This window comes from Methylobacterium sp. J-092 (assembly GCF_022829325.1).
Taxonomy (GTDB): domain Bacteria; phylum Pseudomonadota; class Alphaproteobacteria; order Rhizobiales; family Beijerinckiaceae; genus Methylobacterium.
Genome location: NZ_JAKSXU010000161.1, coordinates 1 through 24,523, shown reverse-complemented (window position 1 = coordinate 24,523; position 24,523 = coordinate 1). Strand labels below are relative to the sequence as shown.

Here is a 24,523-nt window from a genome sequence, read left to right as displayed (position 1 = left end):
CGATCCCAACTTTCTCACAAGCCATTAGGCGGCTTGTCGAAATTGGGCTTGATGCTGAGGGCGTGAAGTCGGAGCCGGAGACCGAGGACGCTTAAGGCGAGCCCATCTTGCGCACGATGGGTTTGACGCCCGGTGCGAATTCAGGACAAATGCGTCTTACGGCCGAAGCGCGGAAGCGAGTCGGCCACCGATTAAAGGAAGCTAGCCGCGACGGTGACCTAGACAAAGCAAAGCCCCCACGGCGCCAACCGCAGGGGCTTCGACCGATCGGAGATCGGCGGGGCAAGATATGCAGTCCCGACAATCTCATGAGGCTCCCCCCGGAGTCAAGGTGGATCGCCAAGTCCGCCAACGGTCCCGCTATGCCTGAATGCCCGCACCTTCATCACGAGGGCGCGAGCCCTGCCGCGCGCCTTCGAAGGTGCGGGATCGATGTTTCACGAGACGATGATGGCCGCGATCGACGCGGCGCGGACGCTGGCGCGGGCGGACGATCTCTCCAAGCTGATATGGCAGGGCCACGGTGCGGGCGCCCTGGACGACACCGCGGCGCAGACCTTGGCCGAGCTGATAGAGGTCAAGCGCGGCATGATCCGCGAGCGCATCGTGCCTGTCGGCATCCCGGCCGGCCGGGCGACCCTTTTCCCCCCTCGCCGGCCCGTCGCCTCGCCCGATCGCCTTGCCTCCCGTGATCGGCGGCGTCTCCTGGCCGCCTCCGGGCCGATGCCGCCGGCGCTCGCCGCCCGGTTCACGACGGGCCAGCTCGCGGCGCTCCGCATCGTGGGTGATGAGATCGCCGCCAAGGGTGTGTGCGGCCTCTGCATCGACGCAATCGCGGCCCGCGCCGGCGTGTGCCGCAGGCTGGCGCAAACGGCCATCAGGCTCGCAGCGGGGGATGGCCTGATCACGGTGCAGGAACGCCGGCATCAGGGCCGCAAGAGCGACCCGAACCTCATCCGCATGATCAGCCGCGAGTGGAGCGCTTGGCTTCGCCGTGCTCGGAGATCGGCCGAGCCGGCCACCGCGCAGCGCCCTATAGGGTGCAAGGATTTGCGCCCCTCGGATACACAGGTTCAGAAAAAGAACAGACGACCGCTCTCGCGGTCGAAAGAGTCCGCCGGGATAGAGGGGGCCGGCTCTTACAAAGCCCGATCTGCCGCCGGCAGAGCTGGGGACAGGCGGCGCTAGGACAGGGGATAGGGGCCGGAGAACAGGTCGCCGAGGGTTTTGCCGCGCAGGAACGTGAGGCGCCGCCTCCGCGCATGCTCCGGGGCGTCGTGGAGCATGTGGCAGCGCTGGCACCACGCCGCGAGGTCGCGGTCTCCGTTCCGGCTGGTGTCATGCTCTCGATGCGCCGTCGCGAGGAACACGCGCGTGATCCCCGGCCGCGCGTCTCCGATCAGGGTGTCACCTCGTAGGCGCCGGCCGTTCCCGTCGCGCCATGCCCCCGCATCGGAATCGTACCAACGCCCATCGCCAAGGTGGACGATCGTCGCGCCGTGCGGCCGGCGGCAGCGCTCGCACCGGCCGTCCGCTCGATCGAACCGGATCTGGTGCGAGAGCTGGCGCCAGTGGATGGGATAGAAAAAGCGGTGTTCCGGCCGGATCGGCATGGGCGGAAACTGCCACGCCGCCGATCGGCCGTCGAGAGTCGGCCTAAGAGCCTAAGTCTCTACACGTCGGAACGTAGCGACGTTGAGACTTAGAACCTTAGGAGTGCGAATGGTGGTCGGTTGCCGACCGGTCGTGCGAGCTGCGGTGGGTGCCCCTCCGCAACTCCGAAACTCATACCCTTAGGAGGAACTAAGGTCGCGCCTCAGTGAAGGCGTTGGCCGTAGTCCGCGAACACGGCGACTGCGTCTAGGACGCGCTCGATCAGCTCCTCCAGCTCGGGCTTGGATAGCGGCTCGTCGCCGTCCTCGCGGGCTCTGACGCCGGCGGCCGGCTGATCGCGGGCCATCTTCGGGTCGGCCGCCATCACGAACTCCAGCGCCGGGAACTCCGCCTCCAGATATTGCTCCAGCCGTGCCATGCGCAGCTCGTCGGCCATGATCGAGCGCGGCGGGATGACGAACATATCCCCTGGCCGGGGCGAGCCGAGCCCCTTGTGATTTTCGAACTGCTGATCAGGCACGATCGCCTCCCTGTGATATGTTCTCATTTTGTTCTCATCCGAATGCCGGTCAACGCGTTTTGGTTGCTTGTCCACACCCCTGGGTTGCCCCTGTGGATAACTCACCTAAAATAGAGTTATAGCGCCAAGTTGGCGGGTAAGGGACAAATGTAGAGTAGCAGCTATAACTCGCGTAACTTGAAAAGGATACAAATTGAGAAATTTATCGATGCCGCTCCCTGAGCCAGAGCTGTTTGAACAGATAGGTCGGCTTTGTTCATCATGGTCGCTTCTTGAGACTCTTTCAGAAGCAACAATATGGGGCCTTTTGAAAGTAAAACCAAATGTTGGCGAGGCAATAACCGGCCGTATGGATATGCGGGGACGTTGGCAGCTACTGCTTGACACTGCTAAAAATATACATAACGACACGGATATGGCTTGTTTAAAGGGGTTTGACCGCGATATCAAAGTTTTAAATCAGGATAGAAACGTTGTTGTTCATGGGGTAATGAGCGCTATTATCAACGAAGAGCAGAATGCCTATGAATTGGGGCCAGCTTGGTCAGTTCAACGAGGTGGCAACGCTGGGAAAAGGTATCCCGTATCGACAGAAGCGGTTACGATAATACGTGAGAACATAAGAACGACTGGTGATAAGCTAGCAGAATTTAATGGCCGATTTGGCTATGCTATTCAGTCGTTTCCATTGGGCGAAGTGGTGAAGGGCTGGCCTTTGCGGCTGTAAGACTTGAGATAGCTCCAGCGTCCGCAAGGGTATGCCGTAGCGGACAGGCCGGAGCCGGCCCGTTGCGCTGTCCGCATGGATGGGGTGACGCTCAACGGACGCGCCGCCATCGGACGCCGCCCTTACGGTCCCGTCACGATCGCCGGAGGCGAGGGGATTGCAGATCTTAGAATGGGTGACCGGTTGCGGAGCGGCGACCCTGGCACGCGGTGCTCGATCACTGTCCTGTCACGCAATCGGGCGTTTAGGTGACGGCTAGCCCCATACTGACACTTATGCGAATTGGCTTCACGCGCGGGCAGGGTCCGCCATGGGTGGAGAGCGGAACCTGACCCTTCGCCCTGAAGCGGGCGTGCCGCATCCGACCCATGGCAGCCCTTCATACCGTCGTCGGCGCATCCCGAAAGCGGTCATTTGGTGACCGTCCGGCACCTCTGCATCACAACCTACGTGATGAGTGCTAGCGATGGCGGCGCTTGCCAGTCGTAATGCGTCGCAGAACACGAGACAGCTGGTCTGCCGAGTAGGGTTTGTGCAGCAGTTCGAACCCATGCTCGCCGTTTTCGGCCAGCACATGGCTGTAGCCGGAGGCCAGCACCACCGGCAGTCGAGGTAGGCGGCGGCGCAACTCCTCGGCCAGGGCGATCCCGCCCATGCCAGGCATCACGACGTCCGAGAACACCACCTCGAACCCGTCGCCATCTGTACCAAGGCGAATGAGAGCGCTCTCGGCGTTGGCCGCCCACTCAGTTCGATAGCCCAGATCTTCGAGGATCTGGGTTGCGAACGTGCCGACCTCGATGTTGTCCTCAACCACGAGTACCTTCTGCCCGGTGCCACCGGGGGCCGGGCCGCTTTCTTCGTCAGGTATCTCGAGTTCTTCCTCCGCCGCAACCTCCGGCAGGTACAGCGTGAACGTGGTGCCTACGCCGATGACACTCTGCACCTCGACATCGCCGCCCGACTGCTTGGCGAAGCCGAACACCTGGGACAGGCCTAGGCCTGTGCCCTTGCCGACCTCCTTGGTCGTGAAGAATGGCTCGAAGATCCGCCCCATGTCCGCCTCGGCGATGCCGCTGCCCGTATCGCTGAGTTCGATCTTGGCGAAGGGGCCATCAGCGCCCGCGTGGTTTCGGATCACTGGCATGGCTGCGCCACAACCCAGCCGTAGGGTCAATGTCCCTTCCCCATCCATCGCGTCGCGGGCGTTGACCGCCATGTTGACCAAGGCGGTCTCAAACTGGCTCAGGTCGGCCTTGATGAAACAAGCGTGATCCGCCAGTTGGGTGATAACTCTGACCCGGGCGCCTGTCACCGTGTCGAGCATGTCGGCTACTGCCCGCAGCCGATCGCCGACGTTGAGTACCTCCGGCGTCAGCGCCTGACGGCGTGCGAAGGCCAGGAGCTGGCCGGTCAGCTTGGCGGCGCGTTCCACCGTATCCGACACGGCATCCATGTACCGCTTGCGCCGTTCTTCCGGCAGGTCCGGACGGCGTAGGAAGTCCACGGACGAGCGGATAATGGTAAGCAGGTTGTTGAAGTCGTGCGCCACACCACCGGTGAGCTGGCCCACCGCCTCCATCTTTTGCGACTGGCGCAGGGCCTCGGCGGTAGCTTCCAAGGCAAGCGCTTGCTCCTTTGCCGCCGTCACATCACGCGTCGTGGAAAAGATCCGATCACCGGTTGGCACGGCGTTCCAGGAGAGCCAGCGATAGCTGCCATCCTTGTGCTGGTAGCGGTTCTCAAACCCGGTGACCGTCTCTCCCCGCGCCAGCCCAGCTAGTCCGACGGTAGAGGGTTCCTGGTCGTCAGGGTGGATCAGGTCGAAAACCAAGCGACCAACTAGTTCGGCCTCGGACCATCCCAGAGCCGTCGTCCAGGCTGGGTTGCAGGTAACCATGCGACCGTCGATGCGCAGTACGGACAACAGGTCTGTAGCGAGGCGCCAGACCTCATCCCGCTCGGCGACCTCCTGCGCAAGCGTGTCGGCGCGCTGAGCCAGAACGGTCGAGGCCTCGCGTAGGGCGGTCACGTCCTGGACGAACACGTAGAACCCATCGACTGCACCGCTGGCGTCATACCGGGGCAGATAGCGGATATCGGCGATCCGCCGCCTCCCATCCTGTCGGGGCCAATCCAGGTCCATCTGCACGGACTCGCCCGCCAGGGCTCGCTCGATCTGCGCGCGACGCACTGCATAGCCATCCGCCCCGGCAATCTCGGGGATGGTTCGCCCCACGACCTCCTCCGGCGTCTTGCCAAACCAGTCCCGGTAAGCCGCGTTGGCGAACCGGTAGGTCAACGTGCGGTCCACGAACGAGACCAGGAACGGCAGTGCATCGGTGACCAGTCGAAGCTGGGTTTCGCTGGTGCGCAGGCCACTCTCCGCCATCCGCCGTGCGGTGGCGGTACGGGTCCGGGCGGCGACCTCGCGGATGAACTCCAGTTCGTCCTCGGTCCACGTTCGTGGGGTGGCGCTGCACACGAACAGCAAAGCTACGAAGCGTCCGTGTTCGAACACCGGGGTGTTGACCAACGCCCGCACGTTGACGGCTTCCAGCGCCGCGGCCTGAGCCGCCGTGCGCGGGTCGTTGCGGGCGTCGTCGATGACGACCATCTCCCCGCGCTTCAGATCGTCGATGTAGCTGCCGAAGGACCGGAACTGGAGCGTCCCAGCGATGGAGACGGCCCCACCGCTGGTCCAGTCCCGTTCGACGGTGATGGTTTCGGCGTCCGGGTCTACCAGCCCGTAGCCGACGAGTTGCACGCCGAGGACCTGCCCGAGGATGCGGCTGGCCACGTCGCTCAAGCTGGCGGTATCGTCATCGTGCTCGGCGAGTTGGTCACTGAGGTCCAACAGCGCCTTGCGCCGCACCTCGCCGTCCCGCAACGCCACCCCGGTCAGGTGCTCGGCTGTGCGGTCGCGGATGATCTTGACGAAGCCAATGTGCGTCTCGTTCTCGTCGCGCAGTGGCATCATCTCGCCCGAGGCCCAGAACCGTTCCTCACCCTTCTTTAGGTGCCAGCGTTCGTCCTGGGCGCGGCCTTCTTTGAGAGACGTGGCCATCTCATAGGCGACCCGACCGTTGGCCCGGTCCTCAGGCGTGAAGAAGCGTCCGGCATCCTGGCTGCGCATCTCATCGGCGGTCCAGCCCATGACGTGCTCGGAGCCGCTGTTCCAGCCGGTGATGGTACCATCGCGATCCGTGACGACGATCGCGAAATCGAGAGCGCTTTCGAACACCGCGTTCTGGCGGGCGGCATCCATGCTGCCGCTGCGGACCCTCTCCCGCAGTCGCCGCACCTCGGCCTCCAGCTCCTCCCGCGAGAGGGCTGCTAAATCACGTCCAGGCAAGCCAGCGTTTCCCTCTGAGGGCCTCCTCCCAGCGAAGGAAGGCCGACTTCATACCGATGCCGGTTTGTGAAGCCTATGGCCTTTCAGGTCCAGATTGAGTGAGGACGGGTGACCGGCAACGTAGGCGCATGCTTTAAATACGATGGCGCAGCAGGTCATTTGCTGAGCTGATCCCGCCATCCAGCAACATCTGCTAGTCCAACCTCGTGCACGAAAGCGGACTGTCTCAAATCCACCCAACCCAGTCTTAGGTCGCCGTCTATCACGCTGCCACAAAGCGGACCTTCCGAGGGTCTGCGAAGGGTCGGAAGCGGTTGCAGCTGCGAGTGTAGGCCGGAGATCAGCGGTACAGTTCCTCCGCCTGGAAGCGCGTGAGCAGCCCGCCTGCGTGCTCATGGGCTGCAACGCCGTCGTCCTGCTTCTCGGAGCCATGCTCGCACATCGGCCTCAGCTTTCGCGTTGCCCGATCCATCGCCGAGTCCTCCCACAGGATCAGAACCTCGCGGTTGGTGAGATCCTTGAGGAAGCACCAGAGCATCAGCATGAGGCTCAGTGCCGGGCGTTCGTGCCAGTCGGCCGTCATCAACCGCTTGAGGCGTTCGAGGGGACGTATGAGTGCCTGCCTTTTGGAGGGCGTCAGATCGGCAAACGGCTCCAGACAGGCAGTCCGCAGGTTCCTGCGCAGTTCGGCGACATCTGCCTCGGCTCTCGCGACGAGGTCCGGATCAGCTGGAACGAACACGTTCGGCGCCCCCGTGAGCGCATAGAGGAGATAGGCGGGAACTGCGAGTTCGATCCTTTGGCGGTCGGTCACGAGAAGCATCGGGGCATTTACCGAACCTACCAGCACGAGAAAAGGCCAGACTGGTTCGGAGACGTTACCGAAACCGTCTGAAATTGTCGGGAAAACAGTTGGATACCTGACACGTCATTCAGATCACTATCGACCCTTCACAGACCTTCGGAAGGTCCGCTTGCAAACTCCCTAATTCAAATTCGGGGGCTGCATTCAGCTTCTGGGTGAGATGGAGTCACGCCTGGATGGGTCGTCGGCACTCTCGCGACGCGAAAGCCTCGCGTGCCCGCTTGATCTCGGCATGGTGCGTCTCAGCCCAGATCCAAACACCACAGAATGCGGTACCGAGGCTCTCGCCGAGCGGTGTCAGCGCGTAGTCCACATGGGGCGGGATCACCGGGTGCACCGTCCGACGCACCAACCCGTCCTGTTCCATCTGGCGAACTGTCTGGGTCAGCATCTTTTGGCTAATGCGGCCGACCGCTTTGCCGAGTTGGGTGAAACGCAGCGTGCCGCGCTCGTGCAGGGCTTCGAGGATCAACATGGTCCACTTGTCGGCCACCTTGCCGATGATGTCCTGGACCAACGCCTCGATGGCCGGATCGGTCTCGGTTGGGACCGGTTCCTTCCGACGCGCCTCGATCCGTGGATCGGCTTCTGCCCGACGCATGCGACACTCTCCATTTAGTGCGTATAAATCTTTTCGGTGCCTACTTCGGTACGGAGAGCATGAGCCATAACCCTATGAGCGACAACAACGAAGGTCGCCCACATGAAGACGTCAGGAAACACCATCCTCATCACCGGCGGCGGCTCCGGCATCGGCCAAGCCCTCGCCCAACGCTTCCACGACCTTGGCAACATCGTCATCATCGCCGGCAGGCGGACGGAGGCGCTGCAGCGGACGATTGCCGGACGTCCGAACATGCATGCCATGGCGTTCGATGCCGACAGCGCTGAGGGCGTGGCCGACTTCGCACGACGCGTGACGGCCGAGCACCCGGCCCTCAACGTGGTCATCAACAACGCCGGGATCATGCGCTCCGAGGCGCTGGACCAGCCTCGCGACCTCTCCGCCGCGGAGGCAACGGTCATCACCAACCTACTCGGCCCCATCCGGCTGACCGACGCCCTGATCGAGCATCTCGGCCGGCAGCCCGATGCTGCCCTGGTGAACGTCACCTCCGGACTAGCCTTCGTGCCTCTCGTGTCTGCCCCGACCTACTCGGCGACCAAGGCCGCCTTGCACAGCTACACGGTCGCGCTGCGCGAGGCGCTCAAGGGCAAGGTCGAGGTCATCGAGCTGGTGCCGCCGGCAGTGCAGACCGACCTCACCCCGGGACAGGCGACACGCCAGGGATACCTGCCACTGGCCGACTTCATCGACGAGGTCATGTCGCTCTTCCAGCAGCATCCGACCCCGCGTGAAATCCTGGTGCAACGGGTCGGCTTCCAGCGTCAAGCCGAGGCGGAACACCGCTTCGACGAAGCGGTGACGACCCTCAACGAGATGGCCCGCAAGGCCCGTGAGGCGCAGCAGTAAGAACGAAGGGCGCGGTCGACGATCCATGCTCCGCCGTTTATCCCCGCAAAGCGAGGTCTTCTTTCGGCCGCGCCAGCAAGGACTGCTTCCCACCTTTCTCGGGCATTGCTGCACGCAGCCGTACAAGTCGGGAAAACGGTCGTTTATCCAACATAACATCGCGTCGGTGTCGGTCTTGCTGACGCTAACATTTGCTAACAGGCGCGGCCCCTGCTGATTACCTGACCGCAATTCGAGACGATGCGGACCGCCTGTGTCGCGAGGGTGAAGCCTCAGCCGTCGTGGCGGAGGGCAATCAACCGTCCAACACCGGTGGGGAGGTTTGATCATGAGCAATGTGCTCACGTTCACCCTGCGGCCCAAAGTGGCCGCTCCCGTCGAACCGGAGCCGATGGCGGAGGCTGAGATCCGCACCCGCCTCGGTGAGGCTCTACAAACCGCCCTTGATGCCGCCGACCACATTATCGCGGTCCTCGACCGCATGGACGGCGACACGGATATGGCCATGGGGTCGAGCTATGGGACGGGATGCGGTTTATGGAACGCTTCATGTCGATGGATCGATAGCTGGCGAGAAGTTGCCGCTTTGAAAGGCGGGCACTGAGAGGCCCCAGAGCGTTTTCGGTTTAATCTGGTTCGTATCCTGCGGCTTTGAAGAAGTTGGCGCACTCGTCTGGGGTGATGGTGTCGATGGGGCGTCCGATGACCGACCTCAGTCCCTTAATGGTGCGTTCGGAAGCTTTACTCAGCAGCGCCTTCAGCTTTGAGAACGCCATCTCGATGGGGTTGAAGTCGGGCTGTAGGGCGCTTCCTCCTCCACTCCACCCAGCGGTGGCCGGCTTACCAATCATCCTAGATAGTCTCGCAAGGGCCTCCAATTTGGGCGATGCGCAACTGAAGCCATCGAATGCAGTCTCCAAGCTTGTTATGATCAATTGATTGGTTTCTCGCAGAATTTTATGATGATAGCGATTCCGTGATTGAGCTATAGATTAGGGAATTATTGATTATAATCCGGCATGACAGGCGGAACAGGTCCAATCTATCCGCATGGAGCCCGCCGGTGCGCTTGTTCGACACCCCCTTACGCGCGTTGTTCGACAGCATCGACCGCTCACGCGCCCGCATCGCGTTCGCCCCCGATGGCACGATCCTCGATGCCAACGCCAACTTCCTCGGTCTCGTCGGCTACACGCTGGCCGAACTGAAGGGTCAGAACCACCGAACCCTCGTCACGTCGTTGGAGTGCGACGCACCGGCCTATCGCGCGTTCTGGGATGCACTACGCCGCGGTGAGCCGCAGACCCGTGAGTTCAAGCGTGTCGCCAAGGACGGTCACGAGGTGTGGATCCAGGCAACCTACAGTCCAGTCCTCGACCGCGCCGGTCGGGTCAGCAAGATCGTCAAATTCGCCTCCGACATCACGGCGCTGGTGCAGCGCGCGATTGACCAGGAAGGCCAGCTTGCCGCCCTCAACCGCTCGCAGGCGGTCATCGAGTTCACCCTCGACGGCACCATCCTGACCGCCAACGCCAACTTCCTCAACGCAGTCGGTTACCGGCTCGACGAGATCCGCGGTCAGCATCACAGCCTGTTCGTTGATGCGAACGAACGAACCGGAGAAGCCTATCGCAGTTTCTGGGGTCAACTCGGACGGGGCGAGTTCGCAGCTGGCGAGTTCCGCCGGATCGCCAAGGGCGGTCGAGAAGTGTGGATCCAGGCAACCTACAACCCGATCAGCGACCGGGACGGCGTCCCGTTCAAGGTGGTGAAGTTCGCGACCGACATCAGCGCCCAAGTGCACGAGCGGCAGCGCCGGATCGAAGCGCAGCACGCGATCGGCACCGACCTCGATGCGATCGGGCAAGCCGTCGAGAATGTCACCCGGCAAACGGCTGAGGCCGCCGGTACGGTGGGGCAGGTCTCGAACGACATCCAGTCCGTCGCCTCGGGCGCCGAAGAGCTCTCAGCCTCAGTCGGCGAGATCAGCCAGCAGGTAAGCCATGCTGCACGGATGGCCGGACAGGCGGTTGAGCAGGCGCAGCGCACGGGCAGCATCGTTGCGGGCTTGAGCACCCAGGCGGCGCAGATTGGCGAGGTGGTGACGATGATCCAGGGCATCGCCTCGCAGACCAACCTGCTGGCCCTCAACGCCACCATTGAAGCAGCGCGAGCTGGCGCCGCGGGCAAGGGTTTTGCCGTTGTCGCCTCCGAGGTGAAGGCGCTGGCCGAGCAGACCGCCAAGGCGACCGATCAGATCCGCGGACAGATCCAGGCGACGCAGACGGCTACGCGCGAGGCCGTGGACGCCATCGGCTCGATCCAGGCGACGATCCGATCGCTTGATGAGGTGTCGGGCGCCATCGCCGCTGCGGTCGAGGAACAGTCTGCGGTCACGCGAGAGATGTCGGGCAGCATGCAGACGGCCGCGCACGGCGTGACGACGATCGCCAGCAGCATGGAGGACATCGCCCGGGCGAGCGAGCAGGTCGATGTTGCGACCCGGCAGGTGCGCCAAGCCTCGCAAGCCGTGGCGTGACTCCACCGAGATACGAGAGGATCACATGAGCGCGACTGTCATTCCTCTCAAAGGCCGGTTCAAACCGCCGATGACGAACATCCGCTCCGACGCCGTCGAGAAGGTGCTGACAGCCAACGCTGCAAGCGCGTTCCATGACGGTACGCGGGTCCGGCTGCTGCTCGATGGTTTGCGTGCTCAGCAGGACACGTTGCTCTCGGCGATCGAGAACCTGCGTGCGCCCTCGTTGCGGGCGCATCCAGACCTAGGTCGCCCCACTGCTGCCCTCGAAGCGGCGTCCATCCAGGCGCTGGCGGAGATAGGGTTATTGATCCGGTGTGGTACAGAGCTACTGCGCCGAATGGAGAATACTGGCGTGTAGAAGATAAACTAAAATACTTTGTCATTTTGCATATTAAAGACGTTGTGCCGTCATGCCCCAACAACCTCGTGACCTTGCTGATGTACGCGAAAGTCTAGAGCGCATCGCTCGCGCCCTGGATCAGCCTGTAGTGGCTCTGTTTGATGCGGAAGAGCTGAACGGTCGGACAGCGGAAACACTCGCTCTCACGCGAGCCTTCGACACCATTGACGAAAGACAAGCCCGCGCCCGGTGCCTCGCGTTCGTAACTGCTGAGGCGGAGCGGGAAGCGCGCGCCTGACATCATCGAGTGGCTGACCAGTCGCTTCATACTGCACTTCATCCTGCGCTGGCTGGCCTGGCATGCCGAGATTGCCGCGCTGCTCGGGGAGCGTGAACGGGGCGACGTGGCCGAGGCTCGGACCATCCTGATGGGGCGTTGAATGCCAGTAAACTAATGTTCGCTAGAATGGCGGGCACCCCTGCCCTCTGCCAGCCCTTCAAGCGCTCACAGTGCCCCCTCCACTTCGATCCGCCCCCTCGGGGTGGTTGCGATACGGGGGGCATATGGCGGAAGGCCCTCAGCCTGGTTGGCCTGGATACGCTCTCGAAGCGCGACGGCACGTTGAGCGATCGCCCCGGCATCGCAGCGGCGGCAGGGTCCACCGCGGCCAACGGCCTCACAGTCGGTTGGGTTTTGGCAAGATAAGCGCGGCATCACGGCGAGGATAAGGCCACCAAAGGATGGGATCACCCCCCTTATTTTACATCCGACGCCCTCTTGCATCGCGTCGAATGTCGTCCGGGACAGGCGACGATATTCGGTAAGGGCGGCAAGACACGGGCGGTCCTGCTGTCGGCCGCGACGTAGAAGGTGCTTGTGACCCTGCGCGGCGAGGCCGGGCCGGATGCCCCCGTGTTCCTCTCACGTAAGGGAGGGGCGCTTGATCCAAGCGCGATGCATCGTGTTGTGAAGGCGGCTGTGACGCGGGCAGGGCTGCCGACCGAAGTCTCGGCACACTGGCTTCGGCACGCTCATGCCTCGCACAGCCTGGACCGCGGGGCGCCGATCCATCTTGTCCAAGCGACAGTCGAGCACGCCTCGGTGGCGACGACGGGACGCTACCTACATGCTCGGCCGTCGGAAAGCTCGGCTCGTTTCCTAGGGGTCTGAGGCGGACAAACGCCTTCAAAGGGCACTCGGGGAGCGGGTTCCTCTGAACTCCAGCCGCAAGCGATAAACCGAAGGTATCAAGCACACCTATCTTCCCTTGGTTCGCAAATCTCGAACTGTTGCCCTCGCTGCAAACTACGCAGTTCCGTCAGCACGGCTTACATCATTTGGCGGTCCTGGTGCGACGTCGGGCAGATCACAATGTATTCCGTCGCCATGCCTGGCAAAATTGGAGCATAAATGATCTTCATACGGCAACTAATGGTTAAATTATAGTATATCTGCAATATAAGATATATAAATTGCAATTATGCCGCGACTGCAGCGCATCCGATTTCTAATAGGCTGCGCAAATCAACGATCTCGCTTCACTCGACAGTCTTGCCGATAATCGCAATGTGAACGATTCAACTATGTATGAGGCCCATCTTAATTCAAAATATTAACAGTTGCGCAGCGGTTAAAAGATCCTTAAACATTCAGCCGTTGCTTGATGGCAGCAATAATAATTCCAAAAATACCCTTATGTGGAGGTTCAATCTATGTCGTTCCGTGCGCTCCTCGCCGCTGGTGTTGTTTCCCTGATCGCGTCTTCGACTGCTTTTGCTGGTAGCAACACGGCTATTATCAGCCAGAACGGTGTTTACAATGGCGCCTTTACCTCCCAGCGCGGCGGCTACAACACTTCGCTGACCACCCAGAGTGGCTACGTGAACCGTGCAACGGCTGTTCAGCGCGGCTACGACAATGCCGCCGGCATCGGCCAGAGCGGTGTGTTCAACGGTGCTCGCGTCATCCAGATGCCCTGATACGCGATGCGTTGATGCGAGCCTCTTGCAATGCCTTTGACAGCAAGGGGCTCGACGTCATCGTCTCAGCGCGAGATGGCTTGCGCTCGTCAAGCCGCATCGTTCAATGAAGCTCTTCAAGAGATCATTGAACGATGCGGCTTTGATCGGTTGTCGATCGAGTATCGAGCCATCGTCCCGAACGGCCATGACTCAGTACCAACGGCCCAAGCACTGGGCCTCATTCAAAGATTACGATCGGGCTCAGGTGCATCCCGACGCCAAGCACAAGGATCTGTCATGAGGGGAGCGACTGCCATCGCCGGTCTCGTAGCGGGGCTAACTGCAGCTTCGGCTTCCGCGCAATCGTTGACCGTCACGCAGATGCGACAGGCTAATGTCTATGGTGTCATCCAAGTTGGCCCCCAGGTCCGTCCGGTAACGGTCAGACAGACTGGTGAGGCGAACATGGCCGGCGTCTGGCAGGTTGGTCCGAGCACGAGTGCGACCATCAATCAGAGTGGTCGAACGAACTCGGCCTTCATCAACCAGTCCCCAAATATGCTGGCCCCAAACCTCCGTCAGCAGATGCCGTAAAGGCCTGTCATTATACGCTTTTTGGCTGACTAATGGTCCAGACGGTAGCGCACTCTTCAGCGGAGTACGAGTCGGTCGCTCACGCGTAGCGCACCTTTTCAGCACCAGCTCTCATATGGGTGTCGCTGCTGCATACCGACCCATTCAGACACATCGCCCGCAATAGTCTCTATCTGATCGTTTACGCGAGTGAGCGAGGCTTCCTACTTTCAGTGGGAGCAATCGATGACGCGCACGGTTCTGGGCGTTTGCCTTGCCTTCAACGTTCTGGCGGCGGCTGCCCCAACTACTGCCGCCGAGAGCCTTGTAGTCCAGCAGGCAAACGCGAAAAACGTTCTGTACGTTATCCAGGAACGAAGCCCGTTCCACACGCACTCTAGCACGCTCACAGCGACGACAGGCCGAACCACCGTGACCGAGATCGTCGCAATTGGCCCCGACCCCGTGCCCCTGAGTGCCACACAGACAGGTTTCAGCAACCGCGCCTCGATCTACCAACTCGGAACAGCGCCCAACCTCGACCTGCGCCAGCAGGGCTCGGTCAATGTCGCACGCAGCCAGCAGATCGCGATGCCTTGAGGGGCCGTCGTACTTCACACCTACTGGAGCATGGCAAGTTTTGCGGCCTCAGGTCTGGTGAAGATCGGCTTCGGAGGTTCTGCGAACGTATCAAGAGACCCTAGCAGCCCGACCGGCCGGCCTTCGAGAACGAATGGTGGCTTTGTCGAACGGGTCGTATCGGCAGAAGCTATGCGATCTGAAAGTTTCACGGGCGTCGCCGCTTCACGCTTCTCAGATCCGAGCAGCGTGTCTACCGTCGAAGGTTTTGAATTACTCTGAAGCGTTTCGGCAGGCGGGACAATCGACCCAGTCCGCACGGGTTGCGCGACCGTGTTCGGAACTCCGATCAGACCATGCACAGGAGATGACTTCTCTCGGGCGGCTGTCGGCGAGGGTACGATCTTGCGGAGCCAAATTCCCCGCTGGTCACCCTGTCGAACAAGTTCCAGGACACCCGCCTCAATCGCCTCGCGTACGGCCGTCTGGACCGCCTCCTGAACGCTGGCCGAGACCTGGGCGTCAAGGACGCGGCCACCGAGAAGGCGGGTTACGCTAGCATTACCCCCAGCGGTCACGATCGGCCGTGAGGCGTTGATCGAGGTGAGCACGACACCGTCGCGCACGCGGACTAGACGCAAATTGATCGTGACAAGATCCTTGCTATGGTTGACGCCACCACCATAGCCAGCAAACAGCACACTGCCGCTCGCAACCTGGGTGGGTGAGTCATAGGAAACCACGCCGCCGGTGACAATGTACTCGGCAAACTTCAGGGGATCGATCAAGTCCTTTGGATCACGCTTGAGGAAGGCGTAGGTGTCTTGGATGAGCTTGCGCTCGCGCAGCAGACTGTCGAGGTAGCCGCGCTCCACGACGTTGAACCAGCAGCCGTTGCCCGCCGTTTTCAGTGCATCCACTAAGATCGTCGATGAACCCTGCGTGATCGCCCGTGAGAATTCCGGGAAACCGACTTTGAAGGACGACTTATTCTGGCCGGTAAGGTCCTGGAAGTCGTAGACGGCAACGCTTAAAGGCGCAGACGGAGCGGGTGGCAGCGCTGCAAGCGCTTGACCCATATTGGTCAGGCTGCCGGTCACCGGTCGGATGCCCAGCGAGCCGGTATAATCGTATCGTGCACACCCCCCGAGACCGGAGGACAGTCCCAGGGCCAGCAAGCCGGCGGCCAACGCGCGTATGCGTTTCATACTGTTTGACCTCCGATGGTCGTCAGTGTTCTTATTCAACCCCATAAACCGTTAATCTCGAAGTAAGCTTAATTTATTATGAACCTCCATATAGACATGTGAACAATCATGCTCGCTGAAGATAGCCCTTCCAGAGGCGATCCCAACCCCATTAAGGCATGGTTAACTTATATGCCCAGATCGAAGTTCGTAACTATGCCGATCCGTCAGCTGGTCGCCTCCCCCTTGTTGGCTTTGTGGATTGGAAACGCTTCGGCGCAAGCTCCTGCAACAAACGATGTTGCAAGTTGCTCGCTCATCGCTGACCCAACTGCGCAGCGCTTATGTATCGAGAGTGCGCAGCAATCTCGGCCCGCCTCTACCTTTGATCCGACAGCACAGAAGCAGCGACAGGAGCGTCGTCCTCCTCAAGGACGTGACGCTATGAGCCCGGCGGCGAAGGCCACACCTACAACTAATACTGGCGTCAAGCCGCAGGGTGCATCTGAGCGTTCGACCTCGGACGCCTACCGCGATACGAAATGGCGCCTCCAGATACCTTAAATTTCTTGCTGGCAGCTATACTTTTGATCGAGAACCACGCGGCTTGGCTGATCGTCGGCGGCTTCACGCACGCAGGTGATTGGCGGCTCAAACCTGATAGTTCGCGGGCTGTCTTTTACGGCGATGCGTCGAAAGAGGCGGGCGTGACCGAATTTGCTCCAACTGAGGCGCGTGAAATCCCAGCGTACCGTGGGATCGAGAGGTTCATCCCGCCGCCGACCCACACAGCTACGCAGGCCGTGTCGCCCCTCGACACCATCGCGGATCACCTCCTCATCGTACACTCGCTAATGGAGCAGCACGATGCGACGTCAGGTTTGAGGGAGGTCAAAGCTGCCCTGTTCAAGGTTGGTCGAGCGTTGGCCCGGGGTGATGGATCGCGGCTGCAGCTCAACTGAATGGCCGCAGCCATACGACCGACGATGCACTAATTTTGAACCTTTAACCACCAAATGGGGCAGGCCAGAACCTCACATCTTAATTCCTACCCGAGAATGACAACCTCTTAATCTCGAGATGACGCAGTTATCGTGAACTATGAATTAATTGTCCACGGTATCATGCGTTCATTAATGAGATACCATATCTCGAGTTATGATGCGAAGATTTTCTAGGCCGTTGTCAGGACTGTTTTCATTTGAAATATAATCATTTGATTGGTTCTTTCACTATTTTACTATACGGATCCACGAGGGGTATAGAGCTATCTATGCGGCGTGATAGCTGGCAGCTGATGGCTGCAGCGCGTGTGGGCCGCCGTTCGGTAGCTAATTCAGCCTAAGGCGGCCGAATGTATCGTCGCCGAGCGGCTGACAGAGTCGAACCGGCCAGGCATTAAATTGTCTGAACGAGAGATTGCTTTGGCAGCTGCTAATGCCGAACTGCGAGCTGCAGCCTACTCACAAGAAAGCGATCGTTTTTCCAGTGGTATGTGCTGGGTCGCCCGGGGATGAGCAACTTAAGCGCATGCGCGATGGAGATGCGATGCCGAACCCACAGCCCCTTGGCTTCGTCGCCCTATTGCGACTACTTACTATTATACATCAACTATCACGATTTTTTGATTGGGTTCACCGCGGAGAATATTCTCTCTCTTTGGCGCTAGTCACGTTTGGCTGCGGTGAAGCCAATCTATGATTGCATTTACCTTTTAGAAATAAAATGGCAACATAAATCATATGTATTACAAGCTATAGGTACGCAGCTCGATTGCCCAAGCGTGCCTGTCATCAGCTTTCAATAGACAGGCGGGGGATGGCACAAGAAAGATCCGGGGCAGAGAAATCCCTCCCCATCGATTGCGCGCGATCGCATAACGCTCAAATGACGCAACCTAGTGAACCCATCACAGGACGCGCGCTGCTTCCTAACGGCGAGGAAGTTCCCTGTACCGTCGTGATGCGCTCCCCTTTGCGGGGAGAGATCAGTGTCCAGGCCAAACCCGTTCCGGGGCAGGTTGTCGTCTGTGTCCTCGACAACGTCGGCATTCTTGTTGGGAAGGTTGTAGAGCCAACTCTCCGAGGGATCATGTTAGAGTTCATGATCAAGCAGAGCCACCGGGACAAGTTTGCCGCGCAGCTGGAATCCTACACTGTTCAGGCAGCTCAGATCCGGAAGCTACGTAGTGCGCCCCGACTCGTTCCATTTCACCAGTCCGTCGAAGTTCGCCTTGCTGAGACTATCGTTCTGGCGGGGACGATCCTCAATATTTCGGTGTCCGGCGCTAAAATCACGTTGCGCCCCAATCCCGGGCTTTTTGTCGGCGCGCTTGTTCGCATCGGATCGCGTTTCGCCACCGTTGTACGGGCGATTGAGGGCGGCATCGCCGTCCAGTTCGTCGAGCCATTCACAGCGGACAATTTCGATGAACGGATACGGCCATGATCGCATCTCGTCTACGCATGCCATTCGGCCTTTGGATGTCTCGCCTCCTTGTACGCCGCTCGCTGCGCACGATCGGTCATAGCCGGCGTCTGCGTCTGTCGGCGCTTGCCGTCGGCATCATCATCCCCGCATTCTTCGGGCATACCCTATTGGCACATCGAGCTCATGAACTCGCTGACGCCGAGCGTGAAGTCGCCAACACTGCCCTCACTTTGAAACACCATGCCGCCCGCACCATCGAAATCACAGACGAACGCCTACGTATCATTGCCTCCCTCGTCGCAAGCCATGCTCGTGATTTGGGATCCGAGGCGATGCACATCGCCTTGCGTGAACAGCTTGCTCGATCGCGCGACCTCGGCAACATCAGCGTCATCGACAGCGAAGGCCGCGCGGTAGCCGAGGCCGCCGCGTTCCCAGTTCGAGCCCTCGACGTACACAAGCGGGACTACTTTCAGACCCTGCGTGATCAGATCGGGGACGGCGTGGCTGTCGGTCGCCCAATCGTTGGCAGTCTAAGCGACAAGCCCATGCTGCCGATCGCCCGCCGCTTGGTCGGACCGGATGGCAGCTTCGCCGGCGCGGTCCAGGCTATGCTCAATGTCGATACGTTCCAGGATGTCTACGACTCCGTCGACAATGAACCGGGTTCAATCCTCAGCCTGTGGCGCGCCGATGGCACCCTGCTCGTGCGTTCGCCGCACGCGTCCGAGTTCGTTGGGAGAAACTTCGGCACTTCGGACAACTACCGCCACCACGCCGCCATGAACGATACCAAGCCATTCTGGGCGACCGGCATCACGACTGCAAACGAGCGTGTCATCGCACATGGCTTTATGGATGGCTACCCGCTCTACGTGACGGCTTCGTTGTCAAAAAGCGAGGTGCTCGTTCCCTGGCGTAACATGGCACTCGTTCAGGGCGTGCTCGGCGGTGGCCTAGCACTGGTTCTCGTCAGCGCCCTCTTGCTTCTGGCCCGTGAGACCGAACGGCGTCAGGTCGCCGACAAGCAGATCCAGCTGCTTGCCGACAACGTCACGGACGTGTTCGTTCTCGGCAGTCTGGACAAGTCCCCCATGTATGTGTCCCCGGCCGCTCGAACCGTGCTTGGCTACGAGCCGGAGGAACTTATCGGGCTTGACCCGGTCGAGCACCTCCACCCTGACGATCGAGAGGTTTTCGCCGATCACTGGGCCAAGCTCGTGGATGGTCAGGCCCCCGGAACCTGCCGGGTGCGCCACAGCCATGCGGATGGGCGCTACATCTGGATCGAGGCATCGGTAAGCTTGATGCTCGATCCCAGCAGCGGTCGTGCAACGGGATACGTCGCCGCTTTGCGCGACGTTACGGCCCACCGCGAGACCGAGGAGCGGATGCGGCACATGGCGCTGCACGACGCACTCACCGGCTTGCCCAACCGGGCGCTGCTCCACGACCGCCTGAACCAAGCGCTCGGCTACGCCGCCCGCAACCACACTCCCTTCGCCATCTTGGCCTGTGATCTGGACCGGTTCAAGGCGGTCAACGACAGCTTCGGCCACCCGGCGGGCGACACCCTTCTCCGCGTCGTGGGCGAGCGGATGCAGGCGGTCCTGCGTTCCTACGACACCGTCGCTCGGCTGGGTGGCGACGAGTTCGCGATCGTCGTTCCACATCTCGCCGAGCCGTGTTCCGCCGACGCCATCGCCAACCGTCTGATCGCGGCGGTGAGCGAGCCGATCGACCTGGATGGACGAAGCGTCGAGATCGGCGTCAGCATCGGGTTCACGGTCTGCAGCGACGGTGACGTCGGATCCGACGAACTGTTCAAGCGCGCCGACATCGCGCTGTACGAGGCTAAGGCGGCAGGCCGGAACACGTACCGCGAGTTCTGTGCCGAAGCGGGCGCCCGCATCGCCACGCACGGCCAACTCGGCCTCGACATGAGGGATGCGATCAGGCGCGGGGAGTTCCGTCTCGTCTACCAACCGGTCGTGCAAGCTGACACGGGGGCCGTCGTCAGCTTCGAGGCTCTGATGCGTTGGCGTCATCCGACCCGGGGGGAGATCTCACCAGGCGTATTCATCCCGGTGTCCGAGGAGACCGGACTGATCGTGCCGCTCGGCGCCTGGGCGCTGCAGGAGGCGTGCCGGGAGGCGATGAACTGGCCGGCGCACGTTCGCGTCGCAGTCAACGTCTCGGCAGTGCAGCTGCGGCGCGAGGGTTTGGAGGTGGCGGTGCTGGCCGCTTTGGCCGCCAGCGGGCTATCACCCAATCGGCTCAAGCTGGAGGTGACTGAGAGCGTGCTGATGCAGGATGCCGACGCGGCTATCGTTTGCCTGCACCGGCTCCGCGACATGGGCGTACGCATCGCGCTCGACGACTTCGGCACCGGTTACTCGTCCCTGAGCTACCTGCGCCGCTTCCCGTTCGACAAGCTGAAGATTGACCGCGCATTCATCCGTGACATCGCCGACCCGGACGCAGCCGCGATCGTGCGGGCGGTGGTTAGCCTCGGTGAGCGCCTTGGCATGGGCATCGTCGCCGAAGGGGTAGAGACTGCCGAGCAGCTCGACCTGGTCCGCCGGGAGGGGTGCCACGAGGTACAGGGCTTCCTGTTCAGCAGACCGCTCCCCGCCGACGAGGCACTGGCGTACCTGCAGCTGCCGCGCGCGCTGGTGGCGGCATGAGCGGCTTGGGTAACAATGCGACGGTCGTTCAATCGACCGAGAACACAGATGCAGTCGACGCTTTGATCCTGTCCGGCCGCGTGATGGTTGAGGGCGGACCAGAGTACCTCTGCCAAGCGCGGATCGACGACCTCGACGCGGTTGCAATCCAGACGCCAGCGCCCGGTCGCCCGCGTGATGCTGCGGTATGCTACCTCGATAAACTCGGCGCCTTGCCTGGCCGGATTGGTATAACGGACACGCAGGGGTTCACCCTACATCCAACGCTTAGTGCCGAACGCCGAGCGCGCATCACCGTACGTTTGGCGTGGCATACGTCCCGAGCGGCATGGACAGCAGAACAACGGGCAGCACTGCGGATCGTACCCGAGTACCGCGACGTGATCGTGAGCTTGCCCGAGGAACGCGGTCTCCATGGATTGATCCTCGACGTATCGAGGACCGGGGCAAAAATCCAACTGCCGTTTTCCACCACTACGGAAGTTGGAGCGTCCGTGACGGTGGGGAAGCGCTACGCAAGCGTGGTGCGAGTCATGGATACGGTAATTGCAGTCAAGTTCCGGCTACCGTTCAGCGAGGGCACGTTCAATACGAGCATCCGGCTCTAGCTTGGAAGGGGCCTGCGTCTTCAGTTGCGACGTCAGCACAACGCTCGACCGATGGTGTGGGCTGCAAGTGGCAGCCCAAAGGCGAGAGCATCACACATTCGAGCGTGATCCATTCTTGCTGAGGGTGACCCACGAGGACGCCGGGGATTTAAGAGATGTTTGTTCTGAGCCCGGTATCTCGTCTCGGGAGCGTCACTCGCGGGCGGGGCTTGTCGCAAACGCGAACGTGCCTTCGTTCACGGATCGTTAGGCATCCCTGACCAGCTTGCCGCCTCCGCCCAGGAGTCGGCTATGATCCTGTCCGCCATCGCTGCGAAGCTGAAACAGCGCTCCAAGGCCGACTTCAAAGGCTGGCACTACGAGGCGACGCTCATCGTGCAGGCCGTCTCCTGGTACCTGCGCTAGCCGCGCTCGCAGGGCATCGGCATGCTCGCGTGCGGTTGAGCTACCGGTCTCGATGATCTGTTGCTTCGTAGAAGGACGCATGGGGATCTCCATGGGGGGTATGCGAGCCATCCGGTCCGCGAAGGTGGCGGGGTAGGTTCAGAGCAGGGAGGCGAAGCCGGTCAGGACGCAGCCGCCGCCGATGATGACGAGGGCGGCCAGCGCGCGCCCGACGCGTCTGGTCGGCGGCAGGGACGGGCGTAGATCTATCGTCGGTCCCGAGTAGGCGGCCGAACGGCAGGGCTATAGGGAGGCGCTGAACCGGCTCTACGCCGAGGCACCGGGATAGATCGCCCTCCCGAGCCTGCGTGACGGCCCAGGCATCGCCGTGGCCTCCGGCGTTCAGAGCCTCCTTAGCCAAGAACCAGCGCAAGTGCTGGATCAGGCAGAGCATGCCCCCGCGCGTCCCACAGGGCGTGCCAGGGAGAGCCATCAGGGCGCCGTCGGCATCGTCCTCGGCGCGGATAATTGCCTCGCCGTCGGTGGCGGCCTGGAAAACGCTCCACGCTTCGCTTTGGCGATCGATGGCCGCGAGAATGGGGTCGAGGTGGAAGGGCGTGCGGTCCGCATCCGGAGCGATGGAACCGAGCGGCTGACTGAAATCGGGGACACGGGCGTGCGGCATCGGTCGGGCTCCGTGGAGGGCTCGTGGCGGTGGTTTGGAGTCAGGGGCGTGGGGTGGAGTCCCGTTTGGGTGCCAATCAGGCCGGCGGCGCGTGGGACTGGCTCAGTTCGGCGGCCATCAGGCGCCAGCGCCGGGCGAGGCCGAGCGCCCAGGCGTGGGCCTCGCGCTAGTCGGTCTCGCCGGCCGCGATCCGGAGGCTGTAGGAAGCTGCGAGCCGAAGGCAGGTCGCGTGATCCTGCCGGGCGTGCAGAAGGCGGACGGCGGGGGAGCGGATCAGGTCGGCAGCCATCGGAGGCGAGGGCGTATAGAACCGTCGCGGGCAGACTTATCTCCATGATAAGTCGATCTCCCATGTTCTCCGCCGCTTGGATGAAGCGATAAGCGGTAGCCTGGCCTATGCCGAACTCGACCTCGATCCATACGAGAAACGCACCCGGCATAGATCCGCGAGTGGCGATCAGATCGCGGCTGATCTCGATGATGTCCTGCGCGGTGCGGGACATGCGGAGCCGGACGCGTTCAGTCGAGCCTCTTCCGTTTGTCGAGACGCAAGCTCTATATTCGACTCCAGGTCGCCTTTCGTGATGGGGGGGGCTCGTCCACTCGGCGGTGACGATGAACACCGAGAGCCGGCGGCCTGCTAACCTGTCGGGCGCGGCCGGCACCGTCCTCGAAGTGCAGAGACAGCGCCTATTGTCGGTCGAGCTGTATGATCTACATTTGTTGCCGGATCACGCCCGCCATTAGTGAGCCCGCCGTCTCGGAGGCGACATAAAAAGATCGAGAGCCGGCGGCCTACTTGCGCATGGGAGAGGCGCGGCCGGCACCCCGCGTAGGCGAAGGCGATCTGCCAGCGAGCCTAGATGCCGCTGCCACCTCCGCCTTGGTAACCCGAAGCAGGTTCGCACCTCGCATTCGTGAACCTCGCGGCAGAGGCGGGATCGGCCGCAAGCGCGTTCCGTTCTACTGGAACGTGAAGATGCGACGCATGGGAGAGGCTAACGCACGAGCTGCGGTGCTGGTCGTGGAGGACGAGCCTGTCCAGCTAATGACGATGACTGCCGCGCTGAGTGATGCCGGCTTCGAGTTCGCCGAGGCAGCAGGCGTCGAGGCTGCGGTCGCCCATCTCGACGCTCGACCCGACATCGTTGCAATGATCGCAGACGTAGATCTTGCCGGCGAGCCGTTGACCGGGTTCACGTTAGCGAAGGCGGTCGCGGCACGGTGGCCTGAGATCGCGGTTCTTGTCGTATCTGGACTCGCATCGCCGGCCGACGATCAACTGCCCATGGGGGCGCGTTTCATGCCGAAGCCATTCTCGGACGAGATGCTCGTCAAAGCCACGCGACGAATCATATCGGCGCGTGGCATGGGGCTGTGAAAGCCGCCTCGTCGGTCAGCTGATCGAGGCGACATCGAGCTACCCCTGCTCAGGCAGCTGAGCGACCGGGCCGGCCTAGGCCGATATTTTTTGCGAGAGCAGACCGGGCCTCCGAGTAGCTCGTGGCGACCATCGGATAGTCCGAAGGCAGGCCGAACTTCACCCTGTAGCTATGCGGGTCGAGACCGTGTCCGCTGAGATGACGCTTGAGCGTCTTGTACCGCTTGCCGTCAATGAAGCTGATGAGGGCGTCCGGCATGACGGACTTTTTGATCTGCGCCGCGGTCGGCTTCTCAACCTCTTCGGCCGGCGCATCGGCGCCCGCTGTCCCGGAGCCATTGCGGAGGTCCGATAGGGCCGCCTGGACGCTTCCAATCAGCTTCGGAAGTTCAGAGACCGGGATCGAGTTGTTCGCAACGTAGGCGGCTACGATTTCGCTGGCCAGCGCCAGCGTTCTGGGGTTCTGCCCCCGGTTTTCTTCAGTCACTTAGGTTGTCCTATGAATACCCCTCCCGCGTGAGATCTACCGATCCGTGATTTAAATCAACCCATGATCCACACAGGTTCGGACGTGCATGCCGTCCCTACATGCACGTCCGAAGAAGCTGCT

Annotated in this window: 23 protein-coding genes and 2 pseudogenes; 16 read left to right on the top strand and 9 right to left on the bottom strand. The window is 61.5% G+C overall.

The window, feature by feature from the left end:
- Positions 1–432: 432 nt before the first annotated feature.
- Positions 433–1,188: a hypothetical protein gene (locus tag MKK60_RS19150; protein ID WP_243988196.1), complete on the top strand. Its 756-nt coding sequence runs from the start codon at positions 433–435 to the stop codon at positions 1,186–1,188.
- Here MKK60_RS19150 and MKK60_RS19145 read toward each other — a convergent pair.
- Positions 1,185–1,613, bottom strand: coding sequence for a hypothetical protein (locus tag MKK60_RS19145; protein WP_243988195.1), 429 nt, complete (start codon positions 1,611–1,613; stop codon positions 1,185–1,187). The genes MKK60_RS19150 and MKK60_RS19145 overlap by 4 nt on opposite strands.
- A gap of 203 nt (positions 1,614–1,816) precedes the next feature.
- Positions 1,817–2,134, bottom strand: a complete 318-nt coding sequence (locus MKK60_RS19140) for a hypothetical protein (protein ID WP_243988194.1) — start codon at positions 2,132–2,134, stop codon at positions 1,817–1,819.
- A gap of 208 nt (positions 2,135–2,342) precedes the next feature.
- On the opposite strand from MKK60_RS19140, the gene MKK60_RS19135 reads away from it, so the two are divergent.
- Positions 2,343–2,861 carry a hypothetical protein gene (locus MKK60_RS19135; protein ID WP_243988193.1) on the top strand — a complete coding sequence of 173 codons (519 nt, stop codon included), beginning with the start codon at positions 2,343–2,345 and terminating at the stop codon, positions 2,859–2,861.
- A 460-nt stretch (positions 2,862–3,321) separates the two neighbouring features.
- On the opposite strand, the gene MKK60_RS19130 is transcribed toward MKK60_RS19135, so the two are convergent.
- The 3 genes from MKK60_RS19130 to MKK60_RS19120 form a co-directional block, all read right to left on the bottom strand.
- Positions 3,322–6,129: a PAS domain-containing protein gene (locus tag MKK60_RS19130; protein WP_243988192.1), complete on the bottom strand. Its 2,808-nt coding sequence runs from the start codon at positions 6,127–6,129 to the stop codon at positions 3,322–3,324.
- A gap of 427 nt (positions 6,130–6,556) precedes the next feature.
- A complete protein-coding gene (locus MKK60_RS19125; RefSeq protein ID WP_243988191.1) occupies positions 6,557–7,039 on the bottom strand; it encodes a hypothetical protein in 483 nt (160 codons plus the stop codon).
- 208 nt (positions 7,040–7,247) lie between these two features.
- Positions 7,248–7,682, bottom strand: coding sequence for a winged helix-turn-helix transcriptional regulator (locus tag MKK60_RS19120; RefSeq protein WP_243988190.1), 435 nt, complete (start codon positions 7,680–7,682; stop codon positions 7,248–7,250).
- 102 nt (positions 7,683–7,784) lie between these two features.
- Here MKK60_RS19120 and MKK60_RS19115 point away from each other — a divergent pair, with 102 nt between their 5' ends.
- Together MKK60_RS19115 and MKK60_RS19110 are read left to right on the top strand one after the other, a co-directional pair.
- Positions 7,785–8,555: an SDR family oxidoreductase gene (locus tag MKK60_RS19115; RefSeq protein ID WP_243988189.1), complete on the top strand. Its 771-nt coding sequence runs from the start codon at positions 7,785–7,787 to the stop codon at positions 8,553–8,555.
- Positions 8,556–8,883: 328 nt separating this feature from the next.
- The gene (locus tag MKK60_RS19110) at positions 8,884–9,159 is read left to right on the top strand and encodes a hypothetical protein (RefSeq protein WP_243988188.1); all 276 of its coding nucleotides are present in this window, start codon (positions 8,884–8,886) and stop codon (positions 9,157–9,159) included.
- A 22-nt stretch (positions 9,160–9,181) separates the two neighbouring features.
- Here the strand turns inward: MKK60_RS19110 and MKK60_RS19105 are convergent.
- Positions 9,182–9,352 (bottom strand): annotated as a pseudogene (locus MKK60_RS19105) (IS630 family transposase); the annotation flags it as partial.
- 266 nt (positions 9,353–9,618) lie between these two features.
- On the opposite strand from MKK60_RS19105, the gene MKK60_RS19100 reads away from it, so the two are divergent.
- Together MKK60_RS19100 and MKK60_RS19095 are read left to right on the top strand one after the other, a co-directional pair.
- Positions 9,619–11,094, top strand: coding sequence for a PAS domain S-box protein (locus MKK60_RS19100; protein WP_243988187.1), 1,476 nt, complete (start codon positions 9,619–9,621; stop codon positions 11,092–11,094).
- Between the two features lie 25 nt (positions 11,095–11,119).
- Entirely contained in the window at positions 11,120–11,455 is a 336-nt protein-coding gene (locus tag MKK60_RS19095) for a hypothetical protein (protein WP_243988186.1), read from the top strand.
- 94 nt (positions 11,456–11,549) lie between these two features.
- On the opposite strand, the gene MKK60_RS19090 is transcribed toward MKK60_RS19095, so the two are convergent.
- The gene (locus tag MKK60_RS19090; protein ID WP_243988185.1) at positions 11,550–11,765 is read right to left on the bottom strand and encodes a hypothetical protein; all 216 of its coding nucleotides are present in this window, start codon (positions 11,763–11,765) and stop codon (positions 11,550–11,552) included.
- A gap of 543 nt (positions 11,766–12,308) precedes the next feature.
- Between MKK60_RS19090 and MKK60_RS19085 the strand changes: the two genes are divergently transcribed.
- From MKK60_RS19085 to MKK60_RS19075, 4 genes are all read left to right on the top strand, one after another.
- Complete coding sequence (locus tag MKK60_RS19085; RefSeq protein ID WP_313901135.1) at positions 12,309–12,608, top strand: tyrosine-type recombinase/integrase; 300 nt, start codon at positions 12,309–12,311, stop codon at positions 12,606–12,608.
- 542 nt (positions 12,609–13,150) lie between these two features.
- The gene (locus MKK60_RS19080) at positions 13,151–13,417 is read left to right on the top strand and encodes a hypothetical protein (RefSeq protein ID WP_243988184.1); all 267 of its coding nucleotides are present in this window, start codon (positions 13,151–13,153) and stop codon (positions 13,415–13,417) included.
- A 30-nt stretch (positions 13,418–13,447) separates the two neighbouring features.
- Positions 13,448–13,993 (top strand): curlin repeat-containing protein, encoded by a 546-nt coding sequence (locus MKK60_RS28725; protein ID WP_409567426.1) that lies wholly within the window; start codon positions 13,448–13,450, stop codon positions 13,991–13,993.
- Positions 13,994–14,218: 225 nt separating this feature from the next.
- Positions 14,219–14,572 (top strand): hypothetical protein, encoded by a 354-nt coding sequence (locus MKK60_RS19075; RefSeq protein WP_243988183.1) that lies wholly within the window; start codon positions 14,219–14,221, stop codon positions 14,570–14,572.
- A 20-nt stretch (positions 14,573–14,592) separates the two neighbouring features.
- Here MKK60_RS19075 and MKK60_RS19070 read toward each other — a convergent pair whose 3' ends face one another.
- Entirely contained in the window at positions 14,593–15,759 is a 1,167-nt protein-coding gene (locus MKK60_RS19070; RefSeq protein ID WP_243988182.1) for a CsgG/HfaB family protein, read from the bottom strand.
- A gap of 521 nt (positions 15,760–16,280) precedes the next feature.
- Here MKK60_RS19070 and MKK60_RS19065 point away from each other — a divergent pair.
- From MKK60_RS19065 to MKK60_RS19040, 6 genes and pseudogenes are all read left to right on the top strand, one after another.
- Positions 16,281–16,700 carry a hypothetical protein gene (locus tag MKK60_RS19065; RefSeq protein WP_243988181.1) on the top strand — a complete coding sequence of 140 codons (420 nt, stop codon included), beginning with the start codon at positions 16,281–16,283 and terminating at the stop codon, positions 16,698–16,700.
- Positions 16,701–17,841: 1,141 nt separating this feature from the next.
- Positions 17,842–18,186, top strand: a complete 345-nt coding sequence (locus MKK60_RS19060) for a PilZ domain-containing protein (protein ID WP_243988180.1) — start codon at positions 17,842–17,844, stop codon at positions 18,184–18,186.
- The gene (locus MKK60_RS19055) at positions 18,183–20,855 is read left to right on the top strand and encodes an EAL domain-containing protein (protein ID WP_243988179.1); all 2,673 of its coding nucleotides are present in this window, start codon (positions 18,183–18,185) and stop codon (positions 20,853–20,855) included. The genes MKK60_RS19060 and MKK60_RS19055 overlap by 4 nt, the downstream gene beginning before the upstream one ends.
- Positions 20,852–21,463, top strand: a complete 612-nt coding sequence (locus tag MKK60_RS19050) for a pilus assembly protein PilZ (protein WP_243988178.1) — start codon at positions 20,852–20,854, stop codon at positions 21,461–21,463. The genes MKK60_RS19055 and MKK60_RS19050 overlap by 4 nt, the downstream gene beginning before the upstream one ends.
- 291 nt (positions 21,464–21,754) lie before the next feature.
- Positions 21,755–21,865 (top strand): annotated as a pseudogene (locus tag MKK60_RS19045) (IS6 family transposase); the annotation flags it as partial.
- Between the two features lie 1,682 nt (positions 21,866–23,547).
- Positions 23,548–23,913, top strand: a complete 366-nt coding sequence (locus tag MKK60_RS19040) for a response regulator (RefSeq protein WP_243988177.1) — start codon at positions 23,548–23,550, stop codon at positions 23,911–23,913.
- A 49-nt stretch (positions 23,914–23,962) separates the two neighbouring features.
- Here MKK60_RS19040 and MKK60_RS19035 read toward each other — a convergent pair whose 3' ends face one another.
- On the bottom strand, positions 23,963–24,400 hold the full coding sequence (locus tag MKK60_RS19035) for a MucR family transcriptional regulator (RefSeq protein ID WP_243988176.1): 438 nt from the start codon (positions 24,398–24,400) through the stop codon (positions 23,963–23,965).
- Positions 24,401–24,523 lie beyond the last annotated feature (123 nt).

Coding starts and splice junctions, on each gene's coding strand:
- MKK60_RS19110 (WP_243988188.1), top strand. CDS start 8,884: ATGAGCAATGTGCTCACGTTCACCCTGCGGCCCAAAGTGGCCGCTCCC.
- MKK60_RS19095 (WP_243988186.1), top strand. CDS start 11,120: ATGAGCGCGACTGTCATTCCTCTCAAAGGCCGGTTCAAACCGCCGATG.
- MKK60_RS19145 (WP_243988195.1), bottom strand. CDS start 1,613: ATGCCGATCCGGCCGGAACACCGCTTTTTCTATCCCATCCACTGGCGC.
- MKK60_RS19065 (WP_243988181.1), top strand. CDS start 16,281: ATGGCGCCTCCAGATACCTTAAATTTCTTGCTGGCAGCTATACTTTTG.
- MKK60_RS19135 (WP_243988193.1), top strand. CDS start 2,343: ATGCCGCTCCCTGAGCCAGAGCTGTTTGAACAGATAGGTCGGCTTTGT.
- MKK60_RS19120 (WP_243988190.1), bottom strand. CDS start 7,682: ATGCGTCGGGCAGAAGCCGATCCACGGATCGAGGCGCGTCGGAAGGAA.
- MKK60_RS19060 (WP_243988180.1), top strand. CDS start 17,842: ATGATCAAGCAGAGCCACCGGGACAAGTTTGCCGCGCAGCTGGAATCC.
- MKK60_RS19075 (WP_243988183.1), top strand. CDS start 14,219: ATGACGCGCACGGTTCTGGGCGTTTGCCTTGCCTTCAACGTTCTGGCG.
- MKK60_RS19090 (WP_243988185.1), bottom strand. CDS start 11,765: ATGAAGCGACTGGTCAGCCACTCGATGATGTCAGGCGCGCGCTTCCCG.
- MKK60_RS19055 (WP_243988179.1), top strand. CDS start 18,183: ATGATCGCATCTCGTCTACGCATGCCATTCGGCCTTTGGATGTCTCGC.
- MKK60_RS19130 (WP_243988192.1), bottom strand. CDS start 6,129: ATGGATGCCGCCCGCCAGAACGCGGTGTTCGAAAGCGCTCTCGATTTC.
- MKK60_RS19150 (WP_243988196.1), top strand. CDS start 433: ATGTTTCACGAGACGATGATGGCCGCGATCGACGCGGCGCGGACGCTG.
- MKK60_RS19125 (WP_243988191.1), bottom strand. CDS start 7,039: ATGCTTCTCGTGACCGACCGCCAAAGGATCGAACTCGCAGTTCCCGCC.
- MKK60_RS28725 (WP_409567426.1), top strand. CDS start 13,448: ATGCCTTTGACAGCAAGGGGCTCGACGTCATCGTCTCAGCGCGAGATG.
- MKK60_RS19050 (WP_243988178.1), top strand. CDS start 20,852: ATGAGCGGCTTGGGTAACAATGCGACGGTCGTTCAATCGACCGAGAAC.
- MKK60_RS19070 (WP_243988182.1), bottom strand. CDS start 15,759: ATGAAACGCATACGCGCGTTGGCCGCCGGCTTGCTGGCCCTGGGACTG.
- MKK60_RS19080 (WP_243988184.1), top strand. CDS start 13,151: ATGTCGTTCCGTGCGCTCCTCGCCGCTGGTGTTGTTTCCCTGATCGCG.
- MKK60_RS19115 (WP_243988189.1), top strand. CDS start 7,785: ATGAAGACGTCAGGAAACACCATCCTCATCACCGGCGGCGGCTCCGGC.